This is a genomic window from Lysinibacillus sp. FSL K6-1151 (genome assembly GCF_038630755.1).
Lineage (GTDB): Bacteria > Bacillota > Bacilli > Bacillales_A > Planococcaceae > Lysinibacillus > Lysinibacillus fusiformis_D.
Window position 1 is genome coordinate 2,422,437 of record NZ_CP152040.1, and the last position, 18,393, is coordinate 2,440,829.

The following is an 18,393-nucleotide window of genomic DNA, read 5'->3' on the forward strand; positions in this document are numbered from 1 at the left end:
TATCTATCTCCTTCTTTTATAAGATGGCCTATTGTTTTATTAATTGGGCAAATCCATTATCAATAAACAAGCTTTTGACATCCCTTTTGTCAGCCGCAAATACGATTTGATGTTCATTATTTAGAAAATCAATGGTGTATTGTACAGTGGAAGCTACACCTAGCTTGAGAGCATCTTCATCTAGATCGAAGAAATCATTATGATGCTCTGCCCCAACCCCTTTTTCAAGATTTTTTATTCCAACGAAGGCAAATACACCTGGAAAGTATTTTTCATAAAACGCAAAGGATTCTGAGCCCATCCATGCTGGTGAAGAATATAACGTATTTGCACCTAATGCCTTTTCTACAGCAAGTGATGCAATGAGTGCGCAATCGTTTTGGTTGTAAACAAATAAATCCGATTCAATGGGCTCTGTAATAAATTCATATGTGCAACGATGTAGGTCGCAAACTTTTTCTAGGATTCGTTTAAATTCGCTTGCAGCATGTGAACCTTGATCATCATCTAAATATCTGGCAGTTCCTGAGAATTGTAAGCTTTCTGGAATGATATTTACGGCAGAACCGGAATGAATCATGCCAATAGAATAGGTAATAGTTTTAAAAGGATCTAAAGTATTTATTCTCATAGCTTTTAAATTGCTGTAAAAATCCGTAAAGCAATCTAATGGAGCCACCGATAAATCTGGTCTGGAGCCATGTCCACTTTTTCCTTTCAATAGCACATTAAAACTAAAGGAAGCAGCCATTCTTGGTCCTGGTTCAACAGATATTTTCCCTGTTGGAATATCAGATTTTAAATGGATGCCCCAAATGCCGTCAGCCCCTAATTCATATAAGCGTGTTAAAAGATTGTAAATGCCTCCGCCCATTTCTTCTCCTTGCTCAAAAGCAAGAAGTACTTTTCCTTTTACCTTATCTTTATGTTGAACCAAAATCTTCGCTGCCCCTAGAAGCATTGCTGTATGTCCATCATGACCACAAGTATGAGCAGCTTGACTAGTACTAGAAACGACTATTTTTTTCATTTTTAAATTATTTTCGTTTTCTTTCATCGGAAGTGCGTCTAAATCAGCTCTAAGTATCAATGTTTTCCCTGGTTGTTCCCCATGAATAAATCCAATAATTCCACCATTCGGGACGATCTCGTAATCAATGCCCATTTTAGTTAATTCCTCTGTAACTACTTTAATAGTCCGTATTTCCTGTAACCCAATCTCCGGATGCTTGTGAAGATCTCTTCTTATATTAATGACATAGCCTTCGATTTCTTCTGCAGCCTTTAAAGCATTAAGTTCAAACTCGATTGTTGTCATTTTATACACCCCTATTTTAATGGATTATTCTATTCCAAATCCTGAAATTCAACAGCAATCCGTTCAAGTGCTTGCTTTATAAGTGGTCTTGGCGAAGGGACACAAATTCTTTGAAAACCTTCCCCTTCTTTTCCGAACATCCATCCATCTTCTAGTAGAACATTCGCTTTATTATAGATACGATGATGAATCTCTCGATCGGAAAGACCATATCCATTAAAGTCCATCCACATCACATATGTGCCGTCTGGAATTCTTACTTTAACTGTAGGCATGTTTTCAGCTAAAAAGCTTTTTACAAACTCCATTGTGCCGTCAATATATTGCGTAACTTGTTCCAACCATTCATCTCCCTCGTTATAGACGGCTATAAGAGCTGCAATGGTAAACGGTGACGGTAACTGCATCCCCATTATGTCATTAAAGGTTTTTCTGCGTTCGGGGTTGGAAATGATGACATTTGTACAATGAAGACCCGCAACATTAAATGTTTTGTTAATGGCTGTACAAGTGACAATATGATCAGTATTTTCTACAACCTTACAGATTGGTGTAAATCTTTTATTTTTCCTAATTAAGTCACCGTGGATTTCATCTGCCACAATGATTACATTATGTTCCTCGCAAATTTTTGAAAGCCTTTTCAATTCTTTATTGGTGAATATATTTCCAGTTGGATTATGTGGATTACAAAGAATAAACATGGTTGTGTTTTTATCCTTTGCTTTCTCTTCAAAATCTACGAAATCAATTGAAAAAGATCCATCTGATTCACATTTCATTGCGTTATTTTGAACAATTCTACCATTACGCTCTATCGCAGTAGTGAACGGTGGATAAACTGGCCGTTGTATAATGATTCCTTCCCCAGGCTTAGTAAATGCTTGTACAGCTATATTCAAAGCATGAACCGTTCCAGGACTATATACGATTTCCTCTCTTTTGATCACCCAATCATGCCTTTTTTTAAACCAATGCTGAATGGATTCAAAGTACTCATTCGGAAAAATAGAATACCCAAAGATTCGATGATCAACCGTTTGATGAAGTGCATCTATCAAAGGCTGCATGACGGGTAAATCCATATCAGCTGTAAATAATGGAATCGTTTCATAATCATATCTTTCTGTATAACCGATGTCTTTAATTAATTCTTCCCCGTCCCACTTTAACGAATAAGTACGACGTCGACTAATTATTTCATCAAAATCATATATCATTCTTTCTCTCATCCCCCTTCCTCGTCATTGCTCGAAAATACGTTTTTTCCGTACCTGAGCAATTATTTTCATCAGTTTAGCACCTTAACTGTAAAATCGTCAATAAGAAAATAGAATTTTCCAAAAATTAAAATTGGGATGTTTGATCCCCTTCACAAAAATTGATTGGTTGTTGAAGCTTCATGATTAATTGAAGGAAATTATTTATGAATATGTTAAAATAAAGGGATGTTTGTTTACTAAGGGGGAATGATCTGTGGAGAAAGAAGAAATCTTTTATGAGCTAATGGAGACACTTTTTGAAACATCTCGATCCATTAGTACCTATGAAAGTATCCCGAGAAAGTACGGTACGGAAGATGAACTATATATGATAGAGGCTCACACACTCAATTTAATAGGTGATAAAATCAAAACAAATACTACTGAAATTGCAGAAATCACACACCGTACAAAAAGTGCAGTTTCTCAAATGATGGATAAATTAATAAAAAAAGAATTAGCATTTAAATATAGAAATCCTGACAATTATCGAGAATTAACGATTGAATTGACACCAAAAGGTCAACTGGTATATGAATATCATAAAAAACTCGATAAAGAAGAGTTTGGCAATTACTTAAAGGATTTAGAAAGATTCACCATTGAAGATTTTCAGAAAATCATTACACTTCTTAACCTAATTAATGAGCGAACAAAAAGTACACTTCATGAAAAAGCCTAAACCTTTTATTGCCAAGATTTGATCAAATTGATACTTTAAAAAAAGACAAGAGCGTGTTTTGGAAAAAAGATTGATCCAAACACGCTCTAGCTATTCACCACAGCTAGAGCGTCTCATCCAATTTCTGAATTTTGGAGTGGGAAATTAAATAGACATTGCCTAAAATGTCGATGTTGCCTCTCTTTACACGTACAGCGCAATCTTTGTTCGACGTATAAATATCTATGTCTTTCGATAAAGGAGACAGCTCATCTTGCACCAACTCCATGTTATTTTCAAGATCAAAATGCGACAGGACGGAAAAATTGTCAAGACCGATTCCTTCGTATAAAAAGCTTTTTTCAACTGGATAACCAAAGTTTTTCGAGCATAACCATTTAGCGGACATATTGATTGTTCCTGCGCTTGCCCCCATTACAACAGCTGTGCTTTTTTTAATCAAATCCGTCAATTCATAGTCTATCAAAAACTCATTCTGTTTAAGAGTATCTCCACCTAACAAGAAAATAGCTGACGCATTTTGAAGTATGGTTTGGGCATCTTCCTTCTGTACATGATAATTAATTAAATGATAGTCATCGAACATAATACCTGATAGATGTCTATGATTTCATTTTTAAATATAAAATTCAGTTTTTCAGCCTCTTCCAGAAACAGTTGAATCTATTGCTCATCGTACAAACTGACTACTAGTTTTCGTAAAGTATTTCCTCCTAATCATTTCATTAACAAAGCTTTATCTATAATGTTCGTTTTTTACGCAAAAGTAAAAGTGTCTAGCCAGTGGATGATTCGCATTTCACCGTTAAAAACACGAACGATTAATTAATTCTCGAATATTAACATACGTTTTTATTCTCTTTACGGATTTTCACCAATAATTACTCCCAACTATATATCTCACTCTACATACCTTATTGATTAAATAGAGTCAACCAAAACAGCATTGTACGTGTTCACGATTTTAAAGGTTAGCTTAAGAATGAGTTTTTAAAAAGTGTATAAATGGTTGTTCGATTAGATCGGATTTCCGCGAGCAAATATATAAACTTTGCTGAATATCTGCTTGCTGAACAGACACTTTCTCTTTTATTATTTTACTGGCATTGTTAATTGGGGAATTGCTATTCCTGTTTCAATTGGCTATATTGTTGGCTCTTTCTTAGGCTTAAAGATTATTCCGTACATCCAAACAAGATGGGTTCAAATTATATTACCAATCATTTTTTGTTCTTAATTGGTCAGGTCGTTTCGGATTTAATAAAATAAATCACCCTTATTACTAAGATACCAAGTGATAACAACATACAGTTTAATAATTTAATATGATTTTAAAAAGGGTATGTTAAGAAGCGATTGCTCTTATTGAACAATCGCCTCTTCCCCTTACCTGTATGTATTGGAAAAATGAAACACTATAATGAATCATCCATTTATCTTGTTTTATTGCCTCAGCAATTTTTTTGATTAATTCTTCAAGTTCTGCTGATTGATATTCGACATTGGCTTCACTCACCATATTTAAAAATTGTCTATGAAAGCTCGGTGGTGTCAAGGTTATTCCCCAATAGACGAGACTTTTAAACGGTCTATTTGTGTTGTGGGCGAATGTTTCAACGTGATGTATTTTTTACTAAAAACCTTAGAAAGTTATACAAGAAATGATTCCAAACTCGTGAATGTATGGCATAGTATCACTCCACCCCATTTCTATAATAATTTCCTTTATGACCCGCTAATGATTACGTTTCTTGCAAGAGGATTTTTGCGAGACGAAAAATACCTTCCTCAATTGCTAACTCATCCATTTTAGCAAATCCGAGTACCCATCCTTTTCGATTATTTTCTAAGCAATACTTACTAAGTGGATAAACACGTATCCCCTTTTCGAGTGCGAGGCTCGTCATTGCTTCTTCATCAAACGATTCTTCCGCTTCAAGAAGCATATGCAAGCCCGTTTCAATGCCACTTAGCTTGAAACGTTCCGCTAGTCCTGACGCTATGATTGCCTTCGTCATAGCTTCATGTCTACGTCGATAGACATTTCTTGCTCTCCTCATGTGACGCATAAAATGACCGTGCTCAATAAAATGAGCAAGTGTTAATTGCTCCATAATTGGGAGATGTCGATAAGTTAATTGTTGTACTTGCGCAAGTTGGCGAATGGCATCTTTTGGACCAATGACAGCCGAAATTCGTATGCCAGGAGCAACCATTTTAGAAAAACTCATCATATATAATGTGTTTTGGGGTTGTTGGCTAAACAAGGTAGGAAGCGGGCCACCCCGATACCTAAATTCACCATCATAATCATCTTCTACAATCCAAAATTGATCTTTCACAGATTTTTGCAGCAATTGTTGTCGGCGTGGCTCAGACATAATGACACCAACTGCACATTGGTGAGAAGGTGTAACAAAAACGAGCTTGGTTTGTGGATGAATAGAATCCACTTGTATTCCGTACTCGTCAACAGGCACAGCAATAACATTCATGCGCCGATATTTCATGGTCATCCAGGCAGCAGGAAATCCAGGATCTTCAACAGAAACTGTTTCTCCTTCCTTTAAAAGAGCTTGGGCAATCAGATCGATGCTATGCTGTGCGCCAGAGGTTAAGATGATTTGGTCAATATCTACATGTACACCTCTTTCAAATGTCAGGTAACGTTGAATTTGTTCACGTAGCGGTGTAAAACCGTAGGCATCGCCATAACCCCAATTGGTCAGGTCTGTTTCTGCTGAAGCCTGTAAAAAAGATTGTCTCCATTTTTTTCGGAAATGCTCGTCCAAATACGGCTCATGGGGGCAAAAATCGATTGCAACGTTTTGATTTGCTTTACCTCTAAACCAACTGTTTAACTCATCAACTGCCGCGTTTAATAAAGGTAATACTGGCGTAGATGGTCCCTGAAGAATGACCTCTTCTGACGAGTTCTTTTTATATCCCCATTCACTTACCCTTGTTCCACCACGCCAATTTGTCACGGTATATCCACGACTAAATAATTCCTCATAAACAATTTGTATAGTTGAGCGTGAAACACCTACTAATAAGGCGAGTTCTCGGGATGGAGGAAGCAACTCCCCTGGTGGCCATTTTCCTGTTGTAATATGATGAATAGCTTGGTCAAGTAACTGCTGCCATATAGGATTTTTATCGTCTCGGTTAACTTTTAACATTCAATTCACTTCCAATTAGAATAAAGATTGTTAAATTAAGTGAAAATTAATAGTTTCGTACAGTCAATCATTATTATACTATCAAATCGATAATTTTATAGGAATAGGATGGTTTTAGTATACTTTGCTTCATCTAAACAAATGCTATTATTCTTTTAAATGCTACTTCTGCAGCATGAATCGTTCTATCAATATCATGTATGGAATGGGCAGTCGATATAAATATGCTTTCATATTGAGACGGAGGTAAAAGTATACCCTGTTTAAGCATTTCCCTATAAAAACGACAAAACATCTCGGAATCTATTTTTTGAGCATCATCAAAATCTTGTAAAGGATGATCGATGAATGCGTATCCAATCATTGTCCCAGCTTTTGTTGTTTTAAGGGGAATATTATAGTTATGAGCTACTTTGGATAAGCCTTGAATAAGCCTATTAGATAACTTTTCTATATACTCGTAACTGTCAAGATTTAATTTATTTATTGTCGTATACCCCGCTACCATCGCTATTGGATTACCTGATAAGGTTCCAGCCTGATAAATATTCCCTTCAGGAGCGATTTGATTCATAATCTCTTTTCTTCCACCATATGCGCCAACAGGCATCCCCCCACCAATGATCTTACCTAAACAAGTTAAGTCTGGTTTTATGTTATAAAGCCCCTGAGCAGAATGATAATCTATCCGAAAGCCAGTCATGACCTCATCAAGTATAAATAGCCCACCATATTTTGTAGTGAAAGAGCGTATCGCTTGAAGAAATTCAGGATTAGCTGGTATTCCTCCCATATTGCCTGCAAATGGTTCTACTATAACGGCTGCAATTTGTGAGCCATATTTATCAAATATTTTCTTCAAGACTTCGATATTGTTATAGGGAATGGATATTGTATTTTTAGTTATTTCTAAAGGTACACCTAGACTATCAGGGAGGCCTAATGTAGCAATTCCTGAACCTGCCTTTACTAATAGATGATCACTGTGTCCATGATAGTTTCCATCAAATTTCACAATCATGTTTTTGCCAGTAAAGCCTCTAGCTAGTCTAATGGCGCTCATTGTCGCTTCTGTACCTGAGTTAACCATTCGAATCTTCTCTATGGAAGGAATACGAGTAGTTATTAATTCAGCTAGCTTATTTTCTTGTAAAGTTGGCAATCCAAAACTTGTCCCACTATGAATGGCTTCAAGAAGTGCACCTAAAACCTCCTTATCTGCATGTCCATGAATTAATGGTCCCCAGGAAAGAACATAATCTATATAGCTATTGCCATCAATATCATAGATTTTCGAGCCTTTCCCATGGCTAATAAAAATGGGCTTCATCCCAACCGATTGAAATGCTCTTACTGGGCTGTTTACGCCACCAGGCATAAGCTTTTTTGCTATTTCAAAGGCTTCTATTGATTTCATCGTATTTATTTTAAAAACCGCCTTTCTTATTGAACGATCTTAGCATAACGTATTACGGATTGATAAAAAACATCCAAAAATGCGAATTTTAACAGTCCATAAAGTAGGTACACTAAAAAACCACTAACCCTAGATAACTAGGATTAGTGGTGCTTAAAGTGATTTGATTTAACAAGTTTTGAAAACCAGTACTATGTATGTGGGATTTTTTCAATATTGAACATTTCCCCTAGTGCAATTGGATTTTCTTTCGCGGTAATATGTTGTGGAACAATTCGGTAAACTTGAACCGGCCCTCCGAAAACGGCTGATCGATATTTGTCCACATGTTGCTGGGATAAGGGACGGTTATAGTAACCAGGTACATATTTATTTATCATTTCTTGCAACATATGTGTCGCTTCATTTAGATCGACGATAGGTTGAGCCTTACCAAAAACCATGACACTCATATAAGCGGTGTCCGTTTTAGCGGGTACTGGATTAGTAATCGTTCCATATTCTTCGCAAACTGTAAAGCAGACCTCTGGATTCTCTTCCATCACTTGATTTCGTCTCCCGCCAGTGGCTCCATGGAAATAAAGCACCCCATTTGTCCACACAAAATTAAGTGGGATAACATATGGCAAATGACCGTCAACCATACCTAGATGCCCAATGCGAGCTTGCTGCAAAAATGTATCTATTTTGTTCTTGTCCAACACTTCTCTTACTTTGTAACGTACCTTAACCATGGTTATCACTCCTACTTGTAGTATGATGTGATTTTATCAGCCTTTGGATTGAATAAAAACGTCCATAATTATAGCAATCAAGCAATCCATTTTCAGAGGAGCGTTAAATTTTAAAAATTATGATTAACTATTAGCTGGTATAGTTCAAAGTTTTATTATGTGTAAAAGAAATGAGAGTGAAATAATGCTCAGTGCCATTGTTTCATATTAGTCATATTTAGTTACAGAAAAATTCTTTAACCTCATAGGATTCTCTTTGAACGAAAAGTTAGTGAGTTTAATAGTATCTCTGCGTCAAAGTGGGCGCTGAAAAACAGGATATTTTTCATCTTAAATTAAAACACTAATGTTCTAATCTAGTTAAACCACTAGCCTCTACTTCCGCTAGATAATTATTTTGATTTAAATGTTTCCATAGACGTTGTATTGCTTTATTTTTTAGGTGAATAAAACTTAGTATTCTTACTTACCTTATTACTTTTTTATATTGTTTATATGATTTTTTCATAATTTCCATTTGAAACCTTTCCTTACTATTTCCTAAAAACTAAAACCAGACTGTCTATTTCATTTACGTATCCTTCAAGATTGTAATCCGTTAATAGAACAGAGACTATATTTATCTTTTTCATTGCTTCCTGTCACCCCATTTGTAATTAGTCGCTTTGTATCTTATGGCTGTTGCAACTCTTATTCAACTATTTTACATCGTTAATCAAATAAGAGTTAACAACTTTATTGTCAGTTAATAGTCTCCATATTGTGTACTTTTAATACTGAGGAACTTTAGCCGTTTTCTCCTACGATTGTAGATATGACATCAGAAATTTCAGCTTTAATAAAAGTACCTTCTGGAAAACAAAGAACAATCTCATCCACCGTCGTAATGGGTACATCAAAGTGACAAAGAGATTCCCCGTTACAGTAGTATTGAATGCGTATATTGATAGTGAATCGAATTGGAACCAACTTCCCTGCATGAATTCCAGACAAAGGTTTTATGTCGTTATCCAAAACAGTAAAGCTGCAAGTATTTGGAATTGTTTTACAAAGGATCGTTAGTTCTTCGCCAGCTCTCCGACATTTGAGAATTTGCCTATTACAATTTTCCGGAATTGGAACCTTTCTTTGATGTTCCGTACAAAAAACGACCCAATCATGCACACACTGTGCTTGAATACATTCGAAATGGTTATTATCTTTTAGATAATGTTCATTTAATTTTTGACGCTTTCGAAGTTCATTCCGTGGTTCACAAAGGGTCCCTTGAATTTTTAATACCTCTTTAGATTGTACTTGTACATTTTTAGACAAGACAATATCTAACAGTAAAGGACAAGTTGTACAACATGGATGTGTTGCAGGAACTAATACAAGCTCCAACCTAAGATTAGACGCATATCCGTCAAAGTTTGGCCCACAAGTGCAACCGGGTCCAATAAATGTTTGACCAACTACAAATAATTCAACAATAATCGGTTGTTCGACCAGGGTTGATGATGCAGCTACTTCAAGTCCAACAAAGGGATCAAATAATTTAATTATTGATTGTCCTGATTGCGTCGGCTGAAAGTCAATAATCGCATCTGAGTACGATAAAAATATACTATTTGGTGGTACTGTATTAACCACAGCTTGGAATTCACCTGGAATTATATTGCCAGTAAAAGTAGCATTACCAGTTGTGATTACCGCAAATATTTCATCTATACTTAGGCCGCCAGCTGTATTTGGTTCACAAGCAAAGTTTAGTAAGGTGTTTAGATTAATAAAAAATGTTTCATTGGAACAAATGATTTGAGGTGCGAGTAGAGTATTAGTGATTGCTCCGCATACAGCAGATTGGGTGTCACTTACGGTTTCTGAACAATTGATTGATAACTTCATCGTATAACCTCCCAAAGTAGGCTTTCGTTCTTTTTTAAATGGCTGTTTGTAGTATATGAATCTTTAATAAAAATGGATAGTCTTATAACGATGAAATCAAATAAAAAGTCTATGTATAAACAAAACCATCATTCGAACAAATAATGCTCAAACGACGGTTTCGATTTTTATTAGAAAATGTTTAGCCAGTGCTTATAAGCTTATTGGCTGACTAACTTCGCTATATTTGCCTTCAAAGAATGCAAGTGGTGATCCATCGCTCATCGCGATATCGGTTACTTCTCCAATAAAGAGTGTATGGTCTCCCGCAATTTGTTTGCTATGAACATTACATACAATATTTGCTAATGCATTTTTTAATACTGGTAGCTCATTAACCCAGTCAAATTCTACTTCGCGCTCTTCTTTAATTTGTCCTGCAAAATGCATGGATAGTTCCTTTTGTTCCTCTGATAATATATTCACAGCAAATTTGCCCGAAGTATTAATTTTATCCAGCATTCTAGCTTTTTCGCCAATAGATATTAATACTAATTTAGGGTCGAGCGAAACAGACATAAATGCGTTTGCTGTCATACCGTGTGCTTCTCCTTCAATCACTGTCGTAATTACTGTTACCCCAGTAGCAAATTTACCCATTGCGTTTCTAAAAGTTCTATCATCCATCATGTTACTTCCTCCTTAAATTATAAGTATTTTAGATAGTGTTTAACCCCCTTGGAAATCAGAAATAGTAATTTCCAAGAATTATTATTTAAATATTCAGACTTATTAATAAATACTTTTAATCTTCTATTTAACAACCAGCTCTTCCTGAGGTGATGATTGATCTATTAGGCTTTCTTCCGTGACTTGCACTTTGCGTAAAAATGTTACAGAGATAAATGAAGCCACAGAAAGAATCGCAATAAAAATAGCTAGTGGAATCCATGAGTTATTGTAAGTACTTAGTAAAACTGTAGCTATCATGGGAGCGGTTCCTCCAAACAATGCTGACCCTGCTTGATAACCCAGTGTAATTCCCGTATATCCAACATTGGTACTAAACATTTCTGTAAACATTGTTCCAATAATACTTGCAATGGAAGACCAAAGAATGCCTAAACCGATAATAGAAGCGGCATAAACCCAAAATGTTGATGCTGTTGATAATAAATAATAGTAAGGAAAAGAGAATAACGCAATTCCAGCTGCTCCGGTCATGAAAAGACGTTTACGGCCCCATAAATCAGATAATTTTCCCATGATTGGTATACACAATGTCGTCACAATGGTTGCCACAGTAATGATGTTTAATGCTGTAGTCCGCGAGAAACCAATGTTATCTGTCGCATAGGAGATAAAAAATGTGGTGAAAATATAGAATGGACCCACTTCCACACATTTTGCACCCAATGAAATTAAAACAGCTTTCCAATGATAACGTAAAGTCTCAACAAGAGGAACTTTCACAACATTGCCTTTTTGTTTTTCTTCACTAAATGCCGAAGTTTCCTCGATGCCACGACGTATCCACAAACCAGTAATCACTAGAGCTGCACTTAGTAGAAAAGGAAGTCTCCAGCCCCATGAAAGAAACTGTTCTTCTGGAAGTAAACTTACAATTGAAATAGCAGTTGTTCCAAGTAACATGCCAAGAGGGATTCCCATCGCAGGGAAACTACCATAGAACCCTCGTTTTTCTTTTGGTGCATTTTCAACAGCTAAGAGAACAGCTCCTCCCCATTCCCCACCAACAGCAATACCTTGAAGGAGTCTTAAGAACACAAGTAGAATAGGGGCAAAAATTCCGATTGTACTATATGTTGGTAACAAACCTATACATACTGTTGAAATTCCCATTAACAGAAGTGAAACGACAAGGGTGTTTTTCCTACCAAATTTATCGCCCATATGACTAAAAATGAGGCCACCGAGAGGTCGAATAAAAAACGTAACACCAAAAGAAGCATAAGCAAGTAACAAACTTACGTATGGATCATGGCTTGGGAAAAATAATTTATTAAAAACAAGCGCTGCTACGGTACCATAAAGAAAGAAATCATAAAATTCAATTGTACTGCCAACTAAACTAGCAAATAATACTTTTCGGGAACTTGCAGTCGATTTTTCTTTTCCCATTCATCTCATTCCCCTAACTATTTTATTTTAAATACAAATTTGTACATCAACTTTAATTCTTAATAGGAACCTTATCCATGTAAGCTACTCTATCTAAAAATTTAACAGTGATTTCTTGTTGATTGACTTCTTTCAACCTTTCTAGTTTATTACTGCTCAGTTCAAATCTGTTTTTAGGAGAGCCAGAATATTTTAAAAAACCTTGAATAGCATAATCTCTATTAGCGATTTCTACTTTATATAAGCCTCTTTTCGGCAAAACATACTTCCCCTGAATTTGAAACTCTATACGATTTAATTTCTGTTGTATAGTCAAATCTTTCGGAAAATTGATCAATCCTTTTATTTCATAATGTTTTCCCAAGTAATATGGAACTAATTGAACATCACCTTCACGTATTAATTCTCGAATTAACGTTGAGCTTATCTTGTGATCGTTCGTGATTCTTTTTGAGATCACAGTAACATCAAAGAGATTGTATTTACGGGCCTTTCGTAAATAATCTACATTCCCTTGAGCTTTGTAACCAAAGGTAAAGTCAAAACCTACGACAATATGTGTAGCATGTAGATTCGTTATATATTGATTAATAAATTCACTTGCAGGAAGTGAAGCGAAAAGCATTGTGAATTCCATTACAAAAACTTTATCAACATCGAAATGAGACATCTCTTCTAGTTTAGAAGACAATGGGGTTAAATATTTTCTATCGGTTTCACATTTGATAATCTCACTAGGATGAGGATCAAAAGTCATTACTGATAATTTACAATTTTTTTTATGAGCGATTTTCTTTGCTTGCTGTAATAAAAATTGATGACCTAAATGGACACCATCGAAAAAACCTAAAGCCATCACATGAGGTTCTTGAATTTCAAAATGCTCTTTCATTGGATGTGTTAAATGTATGGTTTCCACTATGCTTCACCTTCCTTACAAGCTAATTAGTAATCAAAGAAACAAATCCTATTATCACCAATGCATACTGTATTGTGTATACATTGATGAACAATAAAAATCGCAAAATATTGTATAGCTTCAGAGGTTTTTAGATGAGACTCATCACCTCATCTAAAACATCAAAATCTACTTAATTTTATAGGACCTTTGAGTAATAACGAACTTCGAATATTTTACAGCCATTTGGCGATTGCCATGGTCCATGTTCCATTCCAGGAGGACGACATGCCACCATTCCAGCTGTAAATTCTTCGTTCAGACGTAAGTCGATTAACGATCCCTCAATAATGTATAATTCTTCCCAGAAATCATGGATTTGCACACCATCTGGAGATGTATCTGTTCCTGCATCGAGTTCTAGAATACGTGTTGCTACTTCAGTACCTGGAATTTGTGCAATAATTCGTTGTGAAGAGCCTTCTACAGTTTTTGAAGGGACTGTCTCAAACGTCTTGAAGTCAACAAATTCATGCTCTTGTTTTTCCTGATCAGCATAGTAACGAACTTCAAAAATTTTGCAACCATTAGGTGATTGCCATGGCCCATGCTCCATTCCAGGAGGACGACATGCAACCATTCCTGCTGTAAATTCTTCGTTCAGACGTAAGTCGATTAACGATCCTTCGATAATATATAATTCTTCCCAGAAATCATGCATTTGCACACCGTCTGGAGATGTATCTACTCCAGTACCAAGTTCTAGAATACGTGTTGCTACTTCAGTACCTGGAATTTGTGCGATAATCCGTTGTGAGGAGCCTTTTACAGTTTTTGAAGGAGCTGTCTCAAATGTTTTATAATCAACAAATTCATGTTCTGGTTTAATAACCACTTCTATTTCTGAATTTCCCATTTCACACTACCTCCGCATCTGCTAAAATATGAACCTTATAATGTAATTTGATTTTTCGGTCTGCTAAACGATCATATAATTCTGCTGAAAAACCGTTGCCGTAAATAAATTCTCCAGTTATAATTGGTAAAGTTCCACAAAACACCATCATATCCTCACAATAATAACCACGTTCTTCTATAATTTTAAGTAAATCTTTAGGCTGCAAAAATTCTCCGAGTGTTCCAGCCTGATACTCTTGTTTAATTCCATCAACAATCATCCAACTTCTCATTTCAATGTCATCCCAGCGGCTTTCTATATCATCTAGTAACCAAAATTGTGTTGAAATTGGCTTGCCGCAAACTTGTTTGGATTTTTGAATGGACAGTTTTTCAAGTTCACGATCTGTGTGATCACTTCCAAGTCCTACATACCATATCCCTTTAACATTCATAATAATTACTTCTGCTTCCCCACTACTACTTTCTTGGACAACTGAAATAGATTGACTTGTCGTAATAAGATTTGTTGAAACATCGTAAATCATCGGAACCTGAGGTGGAGCTGGTACGCCAATCTCTCTTAATTCATCAATATGTTTTTTTACAGATGCCTGATCTTTACCCGTATAGCCGGCAATAAGTAGGCGTTTAGGGGTAGCTTCAATGCTCTTTCCCGAAACGAAAATATTCATCCACTGAATTCCTCCTGTCTATCTAAAACTCGATGCTTTAAATTAGGAAAGGCTTCACGAATAGCAGCGATTTGAGAAGGAGCAATTTCTGTTTTGACAATAGTCTCTTCATCGCCTCCGCTTGCCATTACAATTCCCCAAGGATCAACCACTTGACTATGACCACCTAAATGGATGCCATGCGTATTACCAACACAATTACTCGAAATTAAAAAACATTGGTTTTCTAATGCCCGAGCTGTATTAAATATTTTCCAATGTTCCAATCTGGCATGTGGCCAAGCAGACGTAACAAGAAGTAATTCTGCTCCTAAATCTACTTCTGCACGATACAATTCAGGAAAACGTAAATCGTAACAAGTGGATAATCCTACCTTCCCAAAGTCTGTATCCACTACAGTTGTTTCATTTCCTCTTGTTAATATTTTCCCCTCTTGTGAACCATAACGGAATAAGTGAATTTTTCTATAGATTCCAATGAGTGCACCCTCTGGTGAAAATAGAACGCTAGTGTTATAGAATTTTCCGTTATTTCTTTCTATGAAACTGCCTGCAAATAGATAGGATTGGATTTCCTTTGCCTTTGAAGAAAATCGTTGTACAAAATCGCCATTTATTTCTTCTGATTCATCAACATAACGATCAAATGCAAAGTACCCTGTCGCCCATGTTTCGGGTAGTATAATTAAATCTTGTCCCTTTAATTGATCAATCATTGCTTCTACACGATCGATACGAGCGTTTTTAGATTCATGATCTTTAATTTCTAACTGTATTGATGCAATCTTCATTTTTTCAACATCCTTTTATCTGGATTTCCTAAACCAACTCCTCCACTTGTGTAGGAAGAGAATAACTTTCTAAAAATGTCTCCACCATTTTTACAGGCTCTTCATATCCATAATTTCTAAATGAATAGCCTTTCGTCACGAATGGTGCACCATTATAGAACAATTCATATTGTTGATGTCTACCACCAAACTCTGAGCCTATGATATCCCATACTAACTTAAATAATTTGATTCTCTCTTCAGCCCCAACCCCTGTTGAACGTATATATTGATAGATATCATCTTTCGTCTCTGGATTGATCAATTCTTTGTATGAGGAAGGTAATTGCAAAACACCTCCACCACAAAGCTCTCTTAAAATTCGAATAGTAGATGCATAGATAATATCCTGTTGACCGATTACACCATAAAGAAAACGCGGATCTGGTCGAGCAACTCCATTTTTATCAATGATACAATTATATTCTGAAGCTAATAGGTTACCTTCTACAGAGGCTGCAATAGATGCAAGTTCCCCTAACTTTTCTTGAACAGAAGGAATTTTATCTATACCGTTCATGGCTGTAACTTTTCGAGCAGCACCAATTAAAAATTTCAATTTATTACTAAATCTGATTTGTGCTTGATTATTGCCTAATACATGGGCAGGTGTTTCATGGAACTGAGCCTTCACAATATCAATATCTTTATAAACAAAGATATCTGACCATGGAATAAATACATCGTCAAAAACAACTAAGGAATCGCTCTCATCAAAACGAGAAGATAATGGATAATCAAATGTACTTGGCGATTTGTCAGCGTAACTAGGTCTCGCATAAAATTTTAACCCTTTTGCATGAATCGGTAATACAAAGGATAAAGCATAGTCTTCATCACCAGGACGTAGTGGCGTAAGACAACTAACAAATAAGTAATCCGATACTGCAGATGCTGTACCAAGCATTTGGGAACCTCTTACCACAATGCCGTCCTCTTTCTCTTCATAGACGCCTACTGGGAGGTATTTATCTTCCAGCTCATGTGCTGCTTTACTTCGATCAATTTGTGGTGGAATGATTACATATGTTACATATAAATCATTATCTCGAACATGTTTATAGAAATTTAAAACATTTTCTGCAAAACCTTTTCTCCCTCGTTCAAATACTTCCGGTGAACTGGCGAATGAGGCTAAAAAACTAGCGACATGATCGGGACTTCTGCCAACAAAACCACAAGTTGCTTCAGACCATTTAGAAATGGCCAATCTGCGTTCTTTCAGTTCTTCACGACTCCTGGGAATCATATAAATTTTGTTTGCTAACGTTCCATCATCCGTTTTATAAATCATATTGTGTGATTCATCTAACGCTAAATCATATAAACCAGCAATCGTATTTGTAATTCCTTTAAAAGCAGGGTGTGTAGCTACATCTTTGACTCTTTCTCCATTTATGTAGATCACACGATCGTCTTTCAATGCTTGTAAATATTCTTGACTTGTTCTCACCATATTTAATTCCCCCTAATGTGTTGTTTAAATAGATGCTATAAGTAACAATCTTTCAGAAAATCATTAACCACGGAAGTTTAATGTACACTGTATTGTGTATACATTAATTTCTGTAATAATTCTAAAAATTACAATAATTTAATACAAACTAATACGCAAGCGCTTACAATGAAGCAAAATAGTATTGGGTCTACTTATTGCTCAATTAGGAATTTGTAAACATCCTAGCGATTAATTTAGCTTGTTTGAAGTAAAACCCTACCGGATAATAGTAACCTCCTTAACACCTCCCTTCAAACATTAATGGCTATTAGCTATTATCAATAACCATTAATGTTTCCTTTGTCTTTTCTAAATGATTTAAAATCATCTTTGATGCTAAATCAGGATTTTTTTCCTCTATAGCTTGTATGATTTGTTGGTGTTCTATTAAAACACTTTTCATTCTACCAGGCTGCCTAACTGCTCTTAAACCCATAAGCTGTGTAAGGTTGTGAAGATTAGTCAAAATTTGTTCCATTATCGTGAATTTAGCCAACTTTGTAAGAGAAAGATGGAATTCATGATCTAACCCAATAAATCGAATAGCATCATCATTTTGCAAAGCTTCTTCTTGTTGCCTTAAAATTAGCTTCAGTGACTTTAATTGTTCAGGAGATGTAATTATTTTTATTAGCTTCTTTACTGCCTCAACTTCAATAGCACTTCTTAATAAAAAGATTTCTTTCTGTTCATCTTCAGTAAGTTTTTTTACAGTCATTCCTTTTCTGGGAATAGAAACAAGTAAACCTTCCTTTATCAAATCTTGAAGAGCTGCTCTTACTGGCGTTCTTGAAGTATTTAACTTTTCTGCCAATTGAACTTCTGTAAAGATTTCATCGATAGTTATACCACCGTATAGAATCGCTTTTTTAATTTCTTTGTACACTTTATCTTGCGTTGTTTTTTCTTTCTCAATTGGCTTTAATTGTGCCCCTTCCATAATAATCCATCCTTTTTACTAAGTCTTTACCA

General features: G+C 35.7%; 16 protein-coding genes and 1 pseudogene. 1 reads left to right on the plus strand and 16 read right to left on the minus strand.

Features of this window, described 5'->3' with window-relative positions; all coding sequences use genetic code 11:
- Positions 1 to 28: 28 nt before the first annotated feature.
- A complete protein-coding gene (locus tag MHI04_RS11760; RefSeq protein WP_342534854.1) occupies positions 29 to 1,318 on the minus strand; it encodes an amidohydrolase in 1,290 nt (429 codons plus the stop codon).
- A gap of 29 nt (positions 1,319 to 1,347) precedes the next feature.
- On the minus strand, positions 1,348 to 2,538 hold the full coding sequence (locus tag MHI04_RS11765) for a MalY/PatB family protein (RefSeq protein ID WP_342535771.1): 1,191 nt from the start codon (positions 2,536 to 2,538) through the stop codon (positions 1,348 to 1,350).
- Positions 2,539 to 2,794: 256 nt separating this feature from the next.
- Here MHI04_RS11765 and MHI04_RS11770 point away from each other — a divergent pair, with 256 nt between their 5' ends.
- Positions 2,795 to 3,262: a MarR family transcriptional regulator gene (locus tag MHI04_RS11770; protein WP_036126198.1), complete on the plus strand. Its 468-nt coding sequence runs from the start codon at positions 2,795 to 2,797 to the stop codon at positions 3,260 to 3,262.
- A gap of 103 nt (positions 3,263 to 3,365) precedes the next feature.
- On the opposite strand, the pseudogene MHI04_RS11775 reads toward MHI04_RS11770, so the two are convergent.
- The 14 genes and pseudogenes from MHI04_RS11775 to MHI04_RS11840 all read right to left on the minus strand — a co-directional run.
- A pseudogene (locus tag MHI04_RS11775) lies at positions 3,366 to 3,857 on the minus strand (Type 1 glutamine amidotransferase-like domain-containing protein); the annotation flags it as partial.
- Positions 3,858 to 4,607: 750 nt separating this feature from the next.
- The gene (locus MHI04_RS11780; protein WP_230593923.1) at positions 4,608 to 4,817 is read right to left on the minus strand and encodes a hypothetical protein; all 210 of its coding nucleotides are present in this window, start codon (positions 4,815 to 4,817) and stop codon (positions 4,608 to 4,610) included.
- A 187-nt stretch (positions 4,818 to 5,004) separates the two neighbouring features.
- Positions 5,005 to 6,444, minus strand: coding sequence for a PLP-dependent aminotransferase family protein (locus tag MHI04_RS11785; protein WP_089932825.1), 1,440 nt, complete (start codon positions 6,442 to 6,444; stop codon positions 5,005 to 5,007).
- Positions 6,445 to 6,577: 133 nt separating this feature from the next.
- Positions 6,578 to 7,870 (minus strand): glutamate-1-semialdehyde 2,1-aminomutase, encoded by a 1,293-nt coding sequence (gene hemL, locus MHI04_RS11790; protein WP_340812697.1) that lies wholly within the window; start codon positions 7,868 to 7,870, stop codon positions 6,578 to 6,580.
- Between the two features lie 182 nt (positions 7,871 to 8,052).
- Positions 8,053 to 8,595, minus strand: a complete 543-nt coding sequence (locus MHI04_RS11795; RefSeq protein WP_058843546.1) for a pyridoxamine 5'-phosphate oxidase family protein — start codon at positions 8,593 to 8,595, stop codon at positions 8,053 to 8,055.
- 786 nt (positions 8,596 to 9,381) lie between these two features.
- Positions 9,382 to 10,482, minus strand: a complete 1,101-nt coding sequence (locus tag MHI04_RS11800; protein WP_342534855.1) for a hypothetical protein — start codon at positions 10,480 to 10,482, stop codon at positions 9,382 to 9,384.
- A gap of 192 nt (positions 10,483 to 10,674) precedes the next feature.
- On the minus strand, positions 10,675 to 11,148 hold the full coding sequence (locus MHI04_RS11805) for a flavin reductase family protein (protein ID WP_342535772.1): 474 nt from the start codon (positions 11,146 to 11,148) through the stop codon (positions 10,675 to 10,677).
- A 126-nt stretch (positions 11,149 to 11,274) separates the two neighbouring features.
- A complete protein-coding gene (locus MHI04_RS11810; RefSeq protein WP_271913504.1) occupies positions 11,275 to 12,603 on the minus strand; it encodes an MFS transporter in 1,329 nt (442 codons plus the stop codon).
- Positions 12,604 to 12,655: 52 nt separating this feature from the next.
- Positions 12,656 to 13,522, minus strand: a complete 867-nt coding sequence (locus tag MHI04_RS11815; protein WP_271909936.1) for an FAD synthetase family protein — start codon at positions 13,520 to 13,522, stop codon at positions 12,656 to 12,658.
- A 178-nt stretch (positions 13,523 to 13,700) separates the two neighbouring features.
- Complete coding sequence (locus MHI04_RS11820; RefSeq protein WP_271909937.1) at positions 13,701 to 14,417, minus strand: hypothetical protein; 717 nt, start codon at positions 14,415 to 14,417, stop codon at positions 13,701 to 13,703.
- Between the two features lies 1 nt (position 14,418).
- On the minus strand, positions 14,419 to 15,093 hold the full coding sequence (locus MHI04_RS11825) for a DUF2848 family protein (protein ID WP_271909938.1): 675 nt from the start codon (positions 15,091 to 15,093) through the stop codon (positions 14,419 to 14,421).
- Positions 15,090 to 15,884 (minus strand): carbon-nitrogen family hydrolase, encoded by a 795-nt coding sequence (locus tag MHI04_RS11830; RefSeq protein WP_271909940.1) that lies wholly within the window; start codon positions 15,882 to 15,884, stop codon positions 15,090 to 15,092. Before MHI04_RS11830 ends, MHI04_RS11825 begins: the two co-directional genes overlap by 4 nt.
- A gap of 28 nt (positions 15,885 to 15,912) precedes the next feature.
- Entirely contained in the window at positions 15,913 to 17,379 is a 1,467-nt protein-coding gene (locus MHI04_RS11835) for a 4-hydroxyphenylacetate 3-hydroxylase N-terminal domain-containing protein (RefSeq protein ID WP_271909942.1), read from the minus strand.
- A gap of 310 nt (positions 17,380 to 17,689) precedes the next feature.
- Positions 17,690 to 18,361 (minus strand): GntR family transcriptional regulator, encoded by a 672-nt coding sequence (locus MHI04_RS11840; RefSeq protein ID WP_271909943.1) that lies wholly within the window; start codon positions 18,359 to 18,361, stop codon positions 17,690 to 17,692.
- Positions 18,362 to 18,393 lie beyond the last annotated feature (32 nt).